Raw genomic sequence first — 15,913 nt, 5'->3', positions numbered from 1 at the left:
AATAAAAAGCCAAGCATTCAAAGATGCTTGGCTTTTTTATTGCCAGCATTTTTATGCCTGCTCAAGCTGAACCAAGCGCACCTCGCATTCAAGCGGCCCGCACAATTCCCACAGAAGCGGGCGCTGCGCCCAGCACGGGCTGCGGGGTCGACTCAAGCCGGTTGGGCACCGCAAACTTGGTCGCAATTTCTTGCACAGGGTCCACCACCACAGGTCCGCTCTTTCGCGCCTCCCAATGTGCAATTTCATCTTCCAGACGGCGCGCGCGTTCTGCATACATCTCTGCAGATGCCTGGTAGTGCTCGGCAGCAATGGTATGTTCCAGCACCGCCATGCGTGCTTCTTGCAAGTAGGCCCGCGCCCGGCGGATATAGCGGGGTTCTGCGCCAAAAAGACTCAGTGAAAACATGGTTCAGCCTCCTTCGTCCGCATCTGTCGAAGCCACATCTGATAATTCCTTCGAAGACACTGGTGCAACCATAGTCTGCCGTCATCGCGTCGCATGTCCCCATAGGACAACGATAGATGTAGGAGCAACCCTGTCATGCATCCCAACAAGGCGATGACACCGTGCAAGCACGTCAATATTCATAGTTTTGATAGCAACAATGCAAGAGCCAACCTTAATCTGGCTAGAAGCTGATGATGATTTCCCCCCGGTTAATCTGGCTTGGGGTGAAGACAGTCCCCTGCCTGGTTTGCTGGCAGCAGGCGGCTCTTTAGATGCAGCCCGGCTGCAAACGGCCTACCGCAACGGCATCTTTCCGTGGTTCAGCCCGGGGCAGCCCAATCTGTGGTGGTCACCCGATCCGCGCATGGTGCTCAAAACAGCCGACTTTCGCCTGCACCCATCGCTGCGCAAAACAGTGCGCAAGTTCATTCGCATGCCCGGCTACGAAGTGCGGATTGACACCCAATTTCGCCAGGTCATAGAGCATTGCGCCCATGTGCCGCGCAATGGCCAAAATGGCACGTGGATTGTGCCCAGCATCATGGATGCGTACTGCGATCTGCACCAGCAAGGTCTGGCACACAGCGTTGAGACATGGGTCAACGACAAGCTGGTGGGCGGCCTGTACTGCGTGGCGCTGGGTCAGGCGGTGTATGGTGAATCGATGTTTGCCCACGCCACCGATGCCTCCAAGGTAGCGCTGGCGGCTCTGGTGGCACTGTGCCGCCACCACGGCGCCACACAAATCGATTGCCAGCAGGCAACGCCGCACCTGGCATCCTTGGGTGCGCATGAACAGGCGCGCACCGATTTTCTGGCTGAGGCGGCCATTCAGCAGCAGCAGCCCGCCATGGATTGGACATTCCGCCCCGTATACTGGGATTCGCTTTGTTGAAGGCTTTCACTGCATGACACAGCTCAATGACCTGCCGCACTACAACTTGCAGTTCTATGCCACTGCCCCCTACCCATGCAGCTATCTGCCTGAGCAGGAGGCTCGCTCCCAAGTTGCAGCACCCAGTCATGTGATCCAAAGCGAGGTGTATTCGGCGCTTGTCACCCAGGGCTTTCGCCGCAGCGGCTTGTTCACCTACCGGCCTTATTGCAGCCACTGCAAGGCTTGCCAGCCTTTGCGCGTACTGGTCAACGAATACCGTCCTACCCGCAGCCAGCGCCGCGCTGCCAAACAGCATGCGCTGCTGGACGTCAATGTGCAGCGACTGCATTTTTCACAAGAGCACTACGACCTGTACCAGCGCTACCAGCATGCACGCCACAGTGGCGGCGGCATGGACCAGGACAACGTCGAGCAATACACCCAGTTTCTGCTGCAAAGCCGCGTGGAAACGCGCTTGGTGGAGTTCCGTGACCCTGAGGCTGACAACGCATTGCGCATGGTCTCCATCATTGACTGCCTGGAAGACGGGCTGTCAGCGGTCTACACTTTTTATGATCCAGAACCGGGCACCAGCTATGGCACCTTCAATGTGCTGTGGCAGATTGCCTTTGCCCGCAGCATGGGGCTGCCGTATGCCTACCTGGGCTACTGGATCGAGCATTCCCCAAAGATGCGCTACAAAGCGCAATTTCATCCGTACGAGGTTTTACGCGACAGTCTGTGGCATCGCGTCGACAAAAGCTAAGTCTTGAGGCGCGATGCGGCAGCCAACGCCAAAGATGTGCACGATAGCGACGAGTGGCGGCTAGAATCCGCCCATCTTTGCCCCCTGGATTCCCCATGAAGAAAAACGATCACGACGCGCCCGCCAAACCCAGTGTTCAAGTGCTGGAGCGCATGTTTGTCCTGATCGACGTACTGGCCTCGCGCGAAGAAGCAGTTTCCTTGAAAGAAATCAGCGAAAAGACTGGCCTGCACCCCTCCACGGCACACCGCATCCTCAACGATCTGGCCGTGGGCCGTTTTGTCGACCGCCCAGAATCGGGCAGCTACCGTCTGGGCATGCGCCTGCTGGAGCTGGGCAACCTGGTCAAAGCCCGCCTGAGCGTGCGCGAGACGGCGCTGCCCGGCATGCGATTGCTGCACAAGCAAATCCAGCAGCCCGTGAATTTGAGCGTGCGCCAGGGCGATGAGATTGTGTATGTGGAGCGCGCCTACAGCGAACGCTCGGGCATGCAGGTGGTGCGAGCCATTGGCGGCCATGCCCCGCTGCACCTGACGTCTAACGGCAAGCTCTTTCTGGCAGCCGACGAACCCCAGCGTGTGCGTGCCTATGCCATGCGCACGGGGCTGGCTGGTAACACCCACAACAGCTTGACCCAGCTGCCCCTGCTGGAGCGCGAACTGAACAAGGCGCGCGAAACCGGCGTGGCTTACGACAACGAAGAGCTGGAGCTGGGTGTGCGCTGCATGGCCGCAGGCATTTATGACGATCAGGCCAAGCTGATTGCAGCCTTGTCGATCTCTGCCCCTGCTGATCGCCTGGACGAAAGCTGGCTGCCCAAGCTGCAAAGCACCGCGTTTGAAATTTCGCAGGCCCTGGGTTTTCGCGGCAGCGCTTACCACCAGCGCTAAAAGCGCTGCGGCAAGACCTTGCTGCACGCTTGCATCGCATCTTCAATGAAAGCTAGCCCTGTCTTTCTTTCAGGGCGTGCAGCACGCCTTGAACCCTGCACTCCTCGTACTAGGACAACGCTAGCGACAACGACAACAACCGGCCTTGCGCCGGTTGTGTGTTTTCAGCGCCGCGCTAAGCCGTCGCCAGCGACAGCTCCCGAAAGTCTGCAAACGCCAGCGCTTGCGGAAAATCATGCACGCGGTCGGTGCCAAAGCCTGAGGTAAACCATGTAAAACGCACACCCGCTGCGTGCGCGCAGCCTGCATCTGCGTGTGTATCGCCAAAAAACACGGCCTCTTGTGGCAGCACCTGCATCTGCGACAAGGTATGCAGCAACGGCTCCGGCGCAGGTTTGGCAATGCCACAGCTGTCGCGCCCCGTGACCACGCTGAACAGCTCCAAAATACCCGCAGCCTCCAGCCCCTTGAGGGCCAGCGCATATTGCTTGTTGGTGCACACGCCCAGCGCAACACCTTGCGCCTGAGCAGCATGCAGCCAGTCCAGCACGCCGTCATACAGTGGCGCTGCACCAGCGGGCTGCGCGGCGTAAAAGCGCTCAAACAGTGCACCAGCTTGCGCGTGGCCGCCTGCGGGCAGGGGCACGCCGCGCTCTTTGAGCACGTCCACCATCAGATCCGCCGCCGTGCCAAACATATTGGGCATGCGATAGCCCTGTGGCAGTGGCGCATAGCCCAGGTGTTCCAGCGTATGGCTGGCCGCCGCAATAATGACCTGCTCGGTATTGAGCAAGGTGCCATCCATATCAAACACCATGGCGCGCACGCCATTCCAATCGATTGTCTGCACTGTGTTGTTCATCAAAGCCATGCTCGCCATTGTCAGCGCAAGTGACTGCCTTGCGCCTTGTAGCGCCACAAAGCCAACCTACCAGCTACCTTAAAAATAAGAGCTACTAGCGTTTACACACTCTTCATTTCAGATATTTTTATATCTGAAACCATTTATTTATAAGCGATAGCAGCTATCTTTTAAAAACTCACACATGCCGCTTGACGTGTGTGCCAGGCTCTGGGGGCAAGCTGGCATCGGCCTGGGCATGCAAGGCGGCAATCAAATTGCACGGTGCCTGGTGTCCATCACACAGCACTTTGAGCGATTGCAGCTCTTTTTCCAGCGCGCGCAGCTCTTGCAGGCGCTGGCGCACATGCTGCAGGTGCGCATTGATCGTGGCCGTGGCGGCGTGGCAGTCGGCAGGGTTTTGCCAGTCCAGCGCCAGCAAGGTGCGCACCTCGTCCAGCGACATGTCCATGGCCCGGCACATGCGTATGAAACGCAGGCGATGCAAGTCCCCATCGTTGTAAAGACGGTAATCGTTATCCTGACGCATGGCGGGTGCCAGCAGGCCTTCTTTTTCGTAATACCGGATGTTGGCCGCCGATACGCCTGTGCGTTTGGCCGCTTCCCCTATGCGCAATGCTGTCATGGGCTTGACCTTCAAGTAACTTTCAACTTTCCAATCATGGCATGAACACCAAACACATGCACTCCAACTGCTGTGCGCCTGCCACACCGCACAAGCACGATCACAGCCATCACGACGACGGCGACAGTCACGACCATGGACACGACCATGGTGTGCTGCCCAGCTGGCCACGCATCAGCGCGGCACTGGTCATGGCACTGCTGGCTGAAATATCCCACTGGTTCACACCGCAGTACGCTGGCCTCGAATACGCCGGCATGGCACTGGCCGTGCTGGCCATTGGTCTGGCTGGTCTGGGCGTGTACAAGGCGGGCATCCAGAGCCTGATGCAATTGCGGCTGGGTATTCATGCCTTGATGGCAGTGGCTGTTACCGGCGCTTTCCTGATTGGACAGTGGCCCGAGGCAGCCATGGTGATGGCGCTCTACGCCGCTGCCGAGCGCATTGAAGACCAGGCCATGGACCGCGCCCGTCTGGCCATCCGCAACCTGCTGTCCCTGGCACCTGACACCGCCCAAGTACTGCAGCCCGATGGCAGCAGCCAAACCATGGCCACCGCCGACGTGCCCACAGGAGCCACGGTGCTGGTCCCTCCGGGTGCACGCATTGCGCTCGATGGCGCCATCACCGCAGGGCGCAGCAGCGTAAACCAGGCACCCATCACCGGCGAGAGCGTGCCCGTAGACAAAGCCCCGGGCGACACCGTCTGGGCTGGCAGCATTAACCAGCAGGCAGAGCTGCAGGTACAGGTGACGGCGGCCACGGCCGATTCCATGCTGGCACGCATCGTCAAGGCGGTGGAGCAGGCACAAGCGAGCAAAGCGCCCACCCAGCGTTTTGTGGATCGCTTTGCCGCCATCTACACACCCATCGTCATGGCGCTGGCGATCTTGCTGGCCGTGCTGGCACCGCTGTTCTTTGACTGGACATGGATGGATGCGCTCTATCAGGCGCTGGCCCTGCTGGTCATCGCTTGCCCTTGCGCTCTGGTGCTGTCCACCCCCGTCACGGTGGTCAGTGCCTTGACAGCCGCTGCACGCCAGGGCGTCTTGCTCAAAGGCGGCAGCGCGCTGGAAGCTGCCCGCAAGCTGCGCACCATTGCGCTGGACAAAACCGGCACCCTCACCACTGGCAAGCCTGCCCTGGTGGAGTGGAGCGTGCTGAACGACGCGCTTTCCAGCGCTGATGCGGCCTTGCTGACCTGGTCCATTGCGTCGCGCTCTGACCACCCGGTCTCGCATGCCATTGCACAGGGATTGCAGGTCGACACCGTCACCGCCTCTACAGCGCAAGATCTGCAGGCCTTAGCCGGGCGCGGCGTGCAGGCGCACATCGACGGGCAAACCTACTACCTTGTCAACCTGCGCTGGGCGCAAGACCACCAGTTGGACACCCCAGAGCTGCAGCAAGCCGTGCATGCCCACAGCAGCCTGGGCCGCAGTGTGAGCTTGCTGGCTACCGAGCAACAGGTGCTGGCGGTATTTGCCGTGGCAGACACCTTGCGATCCCATGCCAAAGAAGCTGTGCAACAGCTCAAGGCGCTGGGCATCACCCCCATCATGCTCAGTGGCGACAACCCTGATGCTGCACGCGCCATGGCGGCACAGGCTGGCATCACGCAGGCAGAAGGTGGCTTGCTGCCAGAAGACAAACTCCAGCGCCTGCGCCAGTTGCAGCAAGAAGGCCCTGTGGGCATGGTGGGCGATGGCATCAACGACGCTCCGGCACTGGCGCAGGCCGACATGGGCTTTGCCATGGGCGGCGCGCACAGCACCGGCATGGCCATGGAGACCGCTGACGTCGTACTCATGCACGACGATCTGCGCCGCCTGCCTGATACCGTGCAGCTGTCCCAGCGTGCACACCGCGTGCTGTGGCAGAACATTGCACTCTCACTGGGCATCAAGCTGGCCTTCTTCATCCTGGCCGTTGCAGGTGCTGCCAGCATGTGGCTGGCGGTACTGGCTGATATGGGAGTGAGCTTGCTGGTGGTAGCCAACGGTTTGCGCTTGCGCCGCATTAAAAGCAAAAAATCAGCCTCTTGAAAAAGACGGCTGCATAATCTGTGCGCCCAAAAAACACAACGCGCACAGATTCCTGCACACCATGAAGCACACCCCCACACCACCGGCTGCGTCCCCTGCACCTACACCGCACACCACGCTGGAAGACGCCGCCGCCATCGTCACCGGGGTGCTCATGATCTCCGTGGGCGTCGCTCTGTTCAAGCAGGCAGGCCTGGTGACTGGCGGCATGGCGGGCCTGGCCTTTGCCCTGCACTACGCCAGCGACGTGGGGTTTGGTGTGTGGTTCTTTGTACTGAACCTGCCGTTTTACTGGCTGGCCGTCAAAAAAATGGGCTGGGCTTTCACGTTCAAAACCTTCTGCGCGGTGGGCCTGCTGGCTGTGGTGTCCGAGTTGCAGCCGCATTTTCTGCAGCTGCAAAGCGTGCAGGCGCCTTACGCAGCCGTGGTCGGCGGCATTTTGATGGGCGTGGGCATGCTGGTGCTGTTTCGCCACCGCTGCAGCATTGGCGGCCTGGGAATTGCTGCCCTTTATCTGCAGCAACGTTACGGCTGGCGTGCAGGCTATGTGCAGATGGGTCTGGACTGCATCATCTTGCTCAGCGCCTTCTTCATCGTCGATCTGCAGCAGGCGCTGTGGTCCATTGTGGCTGCGCTGACGCTCAACCAGGTACTGTCCATGAACCACCGCCCCGGCCGTTACGGCAGCTAAGCACCCGCCTCGCCTGCGCTGCCGGCTGGTGACTGACTACTCAGCGCCAGCCACGCCTGACATGGCCAGATCAGGCACAAAAACCAAGCACGAGGAACTTTTCCACGGCTCTGGCATCATTTACCTCTATGCGCCGCGTCCTGCCCCTGCTCATGATTTTGCTGCTGACCCTGCGCGGTCTGCTGGGCGATGCCATGGCCATGGGCACCCTCCCCCAGGCCGTGCCGCACATGTCGGCCGCCAGCGCTGTGCAGCCCCACGCCGATTCGCATGCAAATTCCCATGCTGACCACCAGAGGCTGGCAGCCAGCCCTGCCGGCGATGTGCACAGCATGGGCTCCAGCCAGCATGCCGCCGCCGCTGACATGCTCCCCGGCACAGAGCACTGCGCCACCACAACACCCTCAGCACCTGGATGCGCAGGCAGCCACCACAGTACGCCCTGCGCAGCCTGTGGTATTTGCCATTCCGTGCTGTCTTCTCCCGCAGCAGTGGCCCCTGCCCATGCTCTGCCTGCCCATGCAACACCTGCCAGCGGGCAGGCTCGTTTTGCCAGCGCAGCTTTGCTGCAAGCCATCAAGCCACCCATCGCCTGAGACCTGATACCCAAAGTGCGTCCGCAGTTTGCTGTTTGCTCAAGGCAAGCGCTGCTGCCGACGCTTGGTTTGTCTTGTCGCAGGAGATTGCAGCATGCGCACCGCGCCCCTTGTCACCCCGTGGCTGCTCGCTTTGAGCGTTGCACCCGCTTGGGCTATGGCCCAAAACCCCCCCCCTTCCAACGCCCCCGTTGCTGAATCTGCAGCGCAGCAACGCGCACTGGCGCATACGCCGCTGCCAGCCAGCGCAGCCATCGTTGCCAGTCCGCAAGACTGGCGTGCCGCACATGCCGCCGTGGCTCAATTTCCACGCGGTCACGCCGATGTGGTGCGCTGGGAAGCGGCTCAAAAAACGGCCTCGAATCCAGCCGCAGCGCCGGCAGCGACGGCTACGGCCACTTCTCAGGTTACGCAGGGTGCGCAGGCTGCACAGCCTGCCGCTGCCTGCCCGATGATGGCGAACATGCCCACTGGCTCCCATGGTGAAACGGCAACAAACACGCCTGCTGGCACCCGGGCCAACGCACCCAGCAGCGCGCACCACCATGAAGGCCAGCCATGAAGCGCCAAACATTCCGCCTCACAAGCTTGCTGGGCGCACTGGTGCTGGCAGGCTGCGCCAGCGTAGCCCCCGATGGCCTGCGCAGCGCCGTGGACAGCCACACCGCCGCCCGGCTGCCTGCGGGCAGCAGCCTGCCCACGCCCGAAGGCAGCGACACCGCCGAGCAGCAGCAAGCCACCCACACACAAATCGCTCAATGGCTGAGCCAGCCTGTTGATGCCGACACCGCCGTGCGCATTGCCCTGCTGCGCAATCCAGGCCTGCAGGCCCAGCTGGCACAACTGGCGCGACAAGATGCCCAGCGCGCCCAGTCGCTCACCTTGTTCAACCCCACGCTAACACTGGGCCGCTTTGTCAACGGCCATGAGCGAGAGATTGAACGCCAGCTCAGCTTTAACCTCGTACAGCTCATCACCTTGCCGTGGCGCAGCCGCTGGCAAGGCTGGCAGCTGGAACAAGCCACGCTCACTGCCGCCCAGCAAGTGCTGCTGCACGCAGCCGATACGCGCCGTGCCTGGCTGCGTGCAGTGGCCGCCCAGCAAAGCCTGCAGGCGGCCGAGCACATGCACGACGCTGCCGCCGTGGGCGGTGAGCTGGCCCGGCGCATGGCCCTGGTGGGCAACTTCAGCAAGCGAGATCAGGCGCAAGAGCTGCGCGTTCAGCACGATGCCGCCGCGCAGTTGGCCCGAGCCCGGCTGACTGCTGCGCTGGAACGCGAGCAGCTGGCGCGCCTGATGGGCCTGTGGGGCCCTCAGGCAGACTTTGCTCTGCCCGCACAACTGCCTGCTCTGCCTGCGGCAAATGCACTGCACACCGGCGCCGACGCCGAAGCCACGGCGCTGCACGAGCGGCTGGACGTGCGCGCCCTGCGTCGCGATCTGGACACCACTGCCGACCGCAGTGGATTCTCCCGCGTGGGGTCACTGTTCGGTGACATTGGTGCCAGCTACAGCCGCAACACCAGCACCGACCGCGCCACACGCCACGACGAAGTCACGCGCGGCTGGGAGCTGGACATTCCCCTGCCCCTGTTCGACTGGGGCGGTGTGGCCGCTGCGGGCACACGTGCACAGCTGCAGCACAGCAGTGCCCTGCTGCGTGATGCCGCCCTGCGCGCCCGCAGCGAGGCGCGCACCAGCTGGCTGCGCTACCGCACCGCCTGGGATCTGGCACAGCAGCAGCGCACGGAAGTGCTTCCGCTGGCTCAGCTGATGCAGGAAGAAGCCGTGTACCGCTACAACGGCATGTTCATCAGCACCTGGCAGCTGCTGGCCCAGGCACGCAGCACCGCTCAGGCGGTGACCACAGCCACCGATGCCCAGCGCGACTTCTGGCTGGCTGATGTGGATCTGCAGCTGGCGCTCTACAGCACATCGCCCGGCGCTGCTGCCGCAGCACCCGCCAGCAGCACTGCTGCCTCCACCGACACCCCAGCACAAGGCCACTGATATGCAACGCCGCACCTTTTTCACCGGCGCAGCCACTGCAGTGGCTGCAGCTTCCGTCAGCCGCGTCGCCATGGCAGCGCTGCCCGAGCCCGTCATGCAAAACAGCGCAGACACCGCCGCGCCGCTGACGCCACCCAATGGCCGCCCTTACCGCCCGGTGGTCACACTCAACGGCTGGACCACCCCCTGGCGCATGAATGCGGGCGTCAAAGAATTTCATCTGGTGGCCGAGCCCGTGGTGCGAGAAGTGGCACCCGGCTTCTTCGTCAACATGTGGGGCTATAACGGCCAGTCTCCCGGCCCCACGATTGAAGTGGTGCAAGGCGACAGGGTGCGCATCTTTGTCACCAATCGCCTGCCTGAGAACACCACCATCCACTGGCACGGTCAGCGCCTGCCCAATGGCATGGATGGCGTGGGCGGACTGAACCAGCCGCACATTCCGCCGGGCAAAACCTTTGTCTATGAGTTTGAAGCGCGCCGTCCCGGCACGTTCATGTACCACCCGCACTCCGACGAAATGGTGCAGATGGCCATGGGCATGATGGGGCTGTGGATCACCCATCCGAAAGGCAAGCACCCCTTGATTGACGAAGTAGAGCGTGACTATGCTTTCCTTTTGAGCGCCTACGCGGTAGAGCCCGGCGCCATGACGCCGCGCATCAACGAGATGACGGACTTCAACATCTGGACTTTTAACAGCCGCGCCTTCCCAGCCATCACACCCTTGGTGGCCAGACAAGGCGACCGGGTACGCATTCGCGTGGGCAACCTGACCATGACCAATCACCCCATGCACATCCATGGCCATGAGTTCGAGGTGACGGGCACAGACGGCGGCCCCACCCCCAGGGGATCGCGCTGGCCCGAGGTGACAGCCGACGTGGCCGTGGGCCAGATGCGGCAGGTGGAATTCAAGGCAGACGAGCCCGGTGACTGGGCCTTTCACTGTCATAAGAGCCACCACACCATGGGTGCCATGGGCCACGACGTGCCCACCATGATTGGCGTGGACCACCGAGGTCTGGTGGGCAAGATACAGAAAATCGTCCCTGACTACATGCTCATGGGCGAGCGCGGCATGGGCGATATGGGTGCCATGGAAATGCCCCTGCCCGATAACACCTTCCCCATGATGACTGGCAAAGGGCCTTATGGCCCCATCGAAATGGGCGGCATGTTCACCACCTTCAAGGTGCGCAAAAACCTGGGGGCCAATGACTACAAAGACCCGGGCTGGTACCAGCAACCCAAGGGCACGCAAGCCTATGAGTGGCAAGGTGCACCGCTGGATGCACAAGCCCCACGCCAGACCTCGCCCGGCACAGCACCGGGCGCGCCCAGCGTACGCAAGCCCGCCTCCAATCCCCCAGCCGGCAGCCACAGCCAGCATTGACAGGAGTCACACACCATGAAAACTCTGAACTTCGTAGCTGCCAGCATTTTGCTTGCGGGATCGAGCGCCGCTTTTTCTCATGGCAGTGAAAGCCATGCCCCGGCAGGGGCCGTGACCAAAGAGCAAAAAGCATGGGGCATTGCAGACGATGCCCGCAACGCCCAGCGCACCATCACCCTGAGCATGACGGACGATATGCGCTTTGCCCCCAGCAATTTCAGCGTAAAAAAAGGCGAAACCGTGCGCCTGCGTGTCGTCAATCAGGGAGCCCTCATGCATGAGGTGGTGCTGGGCACCAAAGCCTCACTGGATGAACACGCACAAATGATGCTCAAGTTCCCCGGCATGGAGCATGCTGAACCCTATATGGCCCACGTAGCACCCGGCACCAGTGAAGACTTGGTGTGGAATTTCAACCGCACCGGGCAGTTTGACTTTGCCTGTCTGATCGCAGGCCACTACCAGTCCGGCATGACTGGCACATTCACCATCACCGAATAAAGAAAGGACTCCCCATGACCATTACCACCAACACCACCCGCCGCCACGCCCTGCACATGCTGGCCGCTGCTGCTGGCGTCGCCGCCTTGCCAGCAATCGCTGCCCAGCCAGCCAAGACTCCCATGGAAGTCTGGAAAGACCCGAACTGCGGCTGCTGCAAAGACTGGATCGAGATCATGGAAAAATCCGGCTTTGAGGTCAAAGTGCACGAAGTGGGCAACTCTGGCGTGCGCGCCAAGCTGGGCCTGCCTGCGCAATACGGCTCCTGTCACACCGCGCTGGTGGGCGGTTACGTCGTCGAAGGCCACGTACCTGCGGCCGACGTGCGCAAGCTGCTGCAAGAAAAGCCCAAGGCGCTGGGCATTACCGCACCCGGTATGCCCATTGGCAGCCCCGGCATGGATGGCCCCGAATACGGTGGCCGTAAAGACCCGTATGACGTGCTGCTGATCACCAAGAACCTGATGGGCAACAACGTCAGTGCCCGCGTATTCACCAGCTACCGCTAAACAAAGGAGGCTGCATGTCCGCTTTCACTACTTTACGCATGCTCTCCAGCGCCACAGCACTGGGCTGGCTGCTGGCCGCCAACCCAGCGCTTGCCCAGCCAGCGGCTGACCACAGCGCCCACGCTACGCAGGCCGCAGCCCCCAGTGCCGCGCCAATTGCTGCACCCAGCGCAGACTTGACCGAGGGCATCATCACCCGCGTAGATGCCCGCAGTGGCAAGCTCACCGTCCGCCACGGCGAAATCACCAACCTGGGCATGCCGCCCATGACCATGGTTTTCGCCCTGAAAGACCCCGTGCAGGCACAGTCGCTGCAGCCTGGTGCCAAGGTGGCTTTTCGCGCAGAAGACACGGGCGGTGGCAGCCTGCTGATCACGCATATCGAGACCGCCCCTCAGTAAGCGCTGCGCTCTTGCCGTACAGCGTGCAGACACCTTGACACCGGCGTCTGCACGCATCCTCTTGACGCTTTGCAAACGGGTACGGAGCCAGTCTGCGCAACACCTCTGTTGCCTGTCAGCGTGCGCATTGAAACCGCTCCAACTGGCTCAGATGCAAAGAAAAAAAGCAGCCCGAAGGCTGCTCAAACACTTCCCCTCAGCTTTGCCAAAAAACGTTATTGCAAAAATGCAGGCTTTGCGTAACCCGCAAACTTGGTATCCACTACCTTCTTGAAATCGATCGAGCGGAAAGCTTCTTCCAGGTCCTTGGCCCACTTGGCATTTTGGTCCTTGGTCTTCACGGCCACAATATTCAGATAGTGGTCAGGTGTCTTTTCCAGCAGCACTGCCTCCGTCAGCTTCAGGCCCGATGAGATGGCAAAGTTGCCATTGATGATGGCGAACTGCGCGTCATCCAGCGAGCGCGGCAGATGGGCCGCATCCAGCGGCAGCAGCTTGATCTTTTTAGGGTTCTCGGCCAAATCCAGCTCAGACACGCGCAGCGGATTGACACCTTCCTTGATTTTGATCAGCCCAGCCTGCTGCAGCAGCAACAAGGCTCGCGCCAGGTTGCTGGCATCGTTGGGCAAAGCCACTTTGTCGCCCTCTTTCAGATCTGCCAGGCTTTTACGTTGCTTGGAGTACACGCCCATGGGTGCAATCGGTCCTTGCACCAGCGCTTTCAGGTCCAGCTTGCGGTCGCCCTTGAAGTGGTTGAAATACACCTCGTGCTGAAAGAAATTGGCATCAAGCGAACCATCGGCCAACGCCAGATTGGGCTGCACATAGTCGTTAAATTCCACCAGCTTGACTTTGTAGCCCTTGGCCTTGAGCAACGGCACGATGCCCGCTTGCAGCTGGTCGATGTTGGAACCCGCCGTGCCACCAATGATGAGCTGTGGCTTGCTGGCATCCTGTGCCAGCACAGGTGCGCAGGCCAACGCAGCCAATGACAGCGCGGTGGCAGTTAAAACACGGCGGCGGGTGTGAAGTTGGAACATGTTGTCTTGTCTCCTGGTTGGTTATGCATCACGCCACGAATCTGTGGCGCTGATGCAGCCAGTATCAGCAGATGAGCGCCAAGCTCCAACAAATAAAAAATCTTCTACATATGCCAATAACTTATGAAGAGACTGTGCAGCATAGACAATCAGCCGCGCTGCGGCCACAACATCGCACCAGCAAGCGGCGTCAAAGCCATCACGGCACGCTGTGGCGCACCGGGTGATGTCAGCCCATGCGCGCACCAGCGCTTGATTTGCGTCAAGACCGCCCTGTAGCGCAATGCATGGATGCCCCCATGTTTGGTCATGCCCCCCATGCCGACCCGTGAAGCGATGCCGATGCACAAACATGGTGCACTGGCAAAGAAGCATCTCCAAAATGGTGCGCCACCGAGACAAACCGGTAAAACCTGCCTATCTTTTATGCAAGCTGGGCAGTAAAGTGCAGCGCAAGTGTGGGCATCTACATACAGCGCACACTATCCAAATGCTTGTACCATGAGCGCCAAACAGCCATTTGCATGACTCCATGCAATATGCACATGATCGGTGCATAGGCTTTCTATCTGCCAAGCCCAACCCCCGGCTTTGCAAGCACACAACGAATTCCAAACTTCAGGAGGGCTCCTCTTATGCAAGAAACCCCTATGTCTACGCCACAACGCATTGGCGTGCCTCGGGAAATTTTTCCACTCGAAAAACGCGTGGCCGCCGTGCCCGACACAGTGGAAAAGCTGATCAAACTTGGCTTTCAGGTTGCCATTGAATCAGGGGCCGGTGACGCCGCCCACTTCAGTGATGACGCCTACCGCGCAGTGGGTGCTGACATCATCGACAGCGCTGCCGCGCTATGGGCGGGGTCTGACATCGTCTTGAAGGTGCGCCCCCCACACGGCGAAGAAGTGGCCCTGCTGCGCCAAGGCGGCACGCTCATCAGCTTTATCTGGCCTGCGCAGCACCCCGAGCTGATGGCCCAGCTGACCGCCAAGCAAGCGACTGTGCTGGCCATTGACTGCCTGCCGCGCACGCTCAGCCGTGCGCAGAAGATGGATGCACTGACCTCTACCGCAGGTGTCTCTGGCTACCGCGCGGTGATTGAAGCTGCCAACGCTTTCGGCCGTTATTTCAACGGTCAGATTACGGCTGCTGGCAAGGTACCACCAGCCAAGGTGTTCATTGCTGGCGCTGGCGTGGCAGGTCTTGCTGCGATTGGCACGGCAGCCAATCTGGGAGCCATCGTGCGCGCCAACGACACGCGCGCTGAAGTGGCAGACCAAGTCAAATCACTGGGCGGCGAGTTCGTCAAGGTGGACTACGAAGAAGACGGCGCCGGCGGTGGTGGCTACGCCAAGGTGATGAGCGAAGGCTTTCAGGCCGCGCAACGAGCCATGTACGCACAGCAGGCCAAAGATGCCGACATCATCATCACCACGGCGCTGATCCCCGGCAAGCCCGCACCCAAGCTGATTACAGCCGAGATGGTGCAGAGCATGAAACCTGGCAGCGTGATTGTGGACATGGCCGCCGAGCAAGGCGGCAACTGTGAGCTGACCGTGCCCGACCAAGCTGTCGTGCGCCACGGCGTAACCATCATTGGCTATACCGACTTGCCTTCGCGTCTGGCCAAGCAGTCATCCACGCTGTACGCCACCAACTTGCTGCGCCTGACCGAGGAGCTGTGCAAAGCCAAAGACGGTGTGGCAGTGGTGAATATGGAAGATGAAGCCATCCGTGGCCTGACCGTCATCAAAGACGGCGCTGTCACGTGGCCTGCGCCACCCTTGAAGGCAGCGCCCGCCCCCGCACCCAAGGCAGCGGCTGCGCCCCTGGAGCAAAAGAAATCCGGTCACGGTCATGGCAGCAGCGGCCCGCTGCCCGCCAAGACGCTGGCCATCATCTTTGCCGTGGCTGCCATGGCGTTCTGGGTGATCGGTGCCTATGCCCCTGAAGCTTTCCTGGGCCACTTCACGGTGTTTGTGCTGGCCTGCTTCATTGGCTACATGGTGGTGTGGAACGTGACCCCCGCGCTGCACACACCGCTGATGAGCGTGACCAACGCGATCTCCAGCATCATCGCCATTGGTGCGCTGGTGCAGATCGCCTCTCCTGCAGCTGGCCTGGATGGCCGCCCTGACAGCCTGATCACCTGGCTTGCCTTCGCTGCGCTGGTGCTCACTGCAGTCAACATGTTTGGTGGCTTTGCCGTGACACGCCGCATGCTGGCCATGTTCCGCAAATAACCCGAAGAAC

The 15,913-nt window shown here is 60.9% G+C and carries 17 protein-coding genes; 13 read left to right on the top strand and 4 right to left on the bottom strand.

Annotation, left to right across the window (positions count from 1 at the left end):
• Positions 1-88: 88 nt before the first annotated feature.
• Positions 89-409 carry a hypothetical protein gene (locus tag H9646_RS00150; protein WP_191721804.1) on the bottom strand — a complete coding sequence of 107 codons (321 nt, stop codon included), beginning with the start codon at positions 407-409 and terminating at the stop codon, positions 89-91.
• A gap of 199 nt (positions 410-608) precedes the next feature.
• Here H9646_RS00150 and aat point away from each other — a divergent pair, with 199 nt between their 5' ends.
• From aat to H9646_RS00135, 3 genes are all read left to right on the top strand, one after another.
• On the top strand, positions 609-1,346 hold the full coding sequence (aat, locus tag H9646_RS00145) for a leucyl/phenylalanyl-tRNA--protein transferase (protein ID WP_191721319.1): 738 nt from the start codon (positions 609-611) through the stop codon (positions 1,344-1,346).
• A 13-nt stretch (positions 1,347-1,359) separates the two neighbouring features.
• Positions 1,360-2,094: an arginyltransferase gene (locus H9646_RS00140; protein WP_191721318.1), complete on the top strand. Its 735-nt coding sequence runs from the start codon at positions 1,360-1,362 to the stop codon at positions 2,092-2,094.
• A gap of 95 nt (positions 2,095-2,189) precedes the next feature.
• The gene (locus tag H9646_RS00135; RefSeq protein ID WP_191721317.1) at positions 2,190-2,984 is read left to right on the top strand and encodes an IclR family transcriptional regulator; all 795 of its coding nucleotides are present in this window, start codon (positions 2,190-2,192) and stop codon (positions 2,982-2,984) included.
• A 175-nt stretch (positions 2,985-3,159) separates the two neighbouring features.
• Here H9646_RS00135 and H9646_RS00130 read toward each other — a convergent pair whose 3' ends face one another.
• Positions 3,160-3,855 carry an HAD family hydrolase gene (locus H9646_RS00130; RefSeq protein ID WP_225213900.1) on the bottom strand — a complete coding sequence of 232 codons (696 nt, stop codon included), beginning with the start codon at positions 3,853-3,855 and terminating at the stop codon, positions 3,160-3,162.
• A 169-nt stretch (positions 3,856-4,024) separates the two neighbouring features.
• Complete coding sequence (locus H9646_RS00125) at positions 4,025-4,471, bottom strand: MerR family transcriptional regulator (protein WP_191721315.1); 447 nt, start codon at positions 4,469-4,471, stop codon at positions 4,025-4,027.
• A gap of 41 nt (positions 4,472-4,512) precedes the next feature.
• Here H9646_RS00125 and H9646_RS00120 point away from each other — a divergent pair, with 41 nt between their 5' ends.
• The 9 genes from H9646_RS00120 to H9646_RS00080 all read left to right on the top strand — a co-directional run bounded on the left by H9646_RS00120 (position 4,513) and on the right by H9646_RS00080 (position 12,620).
• On the top strand, positions 4,513-6,516 hold the full coding sequence (locus tag H9646_RS00120) for a heavy metal translocating P-type ATPase (RefSeq protein ID WP_191721314.1): 2,004 nt from the start codon (positions 4,513-4,515) through the stop codon (positions 6,514-6,516).
• A gap of 61 nt (positions 6,517-6,577) precedes the next feature.
• Positions 6,578-7,207, top strand: a complete 630-nt coding sequence (locus H9646_RS00115; RefSeq protein ID WP_191721313.1) for a YitT family protein — start codon at positions 6,578-6,580, stop codon at positions 7,205-7,207.
• 128 nt (positions 7,208-7,335) lie between these two features.
• The gene (locus H9646_RS00110; protein WP_191721312.1) at positions 7,336-7,803 is read left to right on the top strand and encodes a hypothetical protein; all 468 of its coding nucleotides are present in this window, start codon (positions 7,336-7,338) and stop codon (positions 7,801-7,803) included.
• Positions 7,804-7,897: 94 nt separating this feature from the next.
• On the top strand, positions 7,898-8,365 hold the full coding sequence (locus H9646_RS00105; protein ID WP_191721311.1) for a hypothetical protein: 468 nt from the start codon (positions 7,898-7,900) through the stop codon (positions 8,363-8,365).
• Complete coding sequence (locus H9646_RS00100; RefSeq protein ID WP_191721310.1) at positions 8,362-9,813, top strand: TolC family protein; 1,452 nt, start codon at positions 8,362-8,364, stop codon at positions 9,811-9,813. Before H9646_RS00105 ends, H9646_RS00100 begins: the two co-directional genes overlap by 4 nt.
• Before the next feature lies 1 nt (position 9,814).
• Entirely contained in the window at positions 9,815-11,209 is a 1,395-nt protein-coding gene (locus tag H9646_RS00095; RefSeq protein ID WP_191721309.1) for a multicopper oxidase family protein, read from the top strand.
• Between the two features lie 15 nt (positions 11,210-11,224).
• A complete protein-coding gene (locus H9646_RS00090) occupies positions 11,225-11,710 on the top strand; it encodes a cupredoxin domain-containing protein (RefSeq protein WP_191721308.1) in 486 nt (161 codons plus the stop codon).
• A 14-nt stretch (positions 11,711-11,724) separates the two neighbouring features.
• Positions 11,725-12,219, top strand: coding sequence for a DUF411 domain-containing protein (locus H9646_RS00085; protein ID WP_191721307.1), 495 nt, complete (start codon positions 11,725-11,727; stop codon positions 12,217-12,219).
• Positions 12,220-12,233: 14 nt separating this feature from the next.
• Positions 12,234-12,620, top strand: coding sequence for a copper-binding protein (locus H9646_RS00080; protein ID WP_225213899.1), 387 nt, complete (start codon positions 12,234-12,236; stop codon positions 12,618-12,620).
• Between the two features lie 215 nt (positions 12,621-12,835).
• Here the strand turns inward: H9646_RS00080 and H9646_RS00075 are convergent, their stop codons facing one another.
• A complete protein-coding gene (locus H9646_RS00075; protein ID WP_191721306.1) occupies positions 12,836-13,660 on the bottom strand; it encodes a MetQ/NlpA family ABC transporter substrate-binding protein in 825 nt (274 codons plus the stop codon).
• Between the two features lie 650 nt (positions 13,661-14,310).
• On the opposite strand from H9646_RS00075, the gene H9646_RS00070 reads away from it, so the two are divergent.
• Positions 14,311-15,903, top strand: a complete 1,593-nt coding sequence (locus H9646_RS00070; protein WP_404813065.1) for a Re/Si-specific NAD(P)(+) transhydrogenase subunit alpha — start codon at positions 14,311-14,313, stop codon at positions 15,901-15,903.
• Positions 15,904-15,913 lie beyond the last annotated feature (10 nt).

Source organism: Comamonas avium (genome assembly GCF_014836675.1).
GTDB lineage: Bacteria > Pseudomonadota > Gammaproteobacteria > Burkholderiales > Burkholderiaceae_C > Comamonas > Comamonas avium.
The sequence above is the reverse complement of the archived record's forward strand: the minus strand, read 5'-3'. Positions and strand labels throughout refer to the sequence as shown.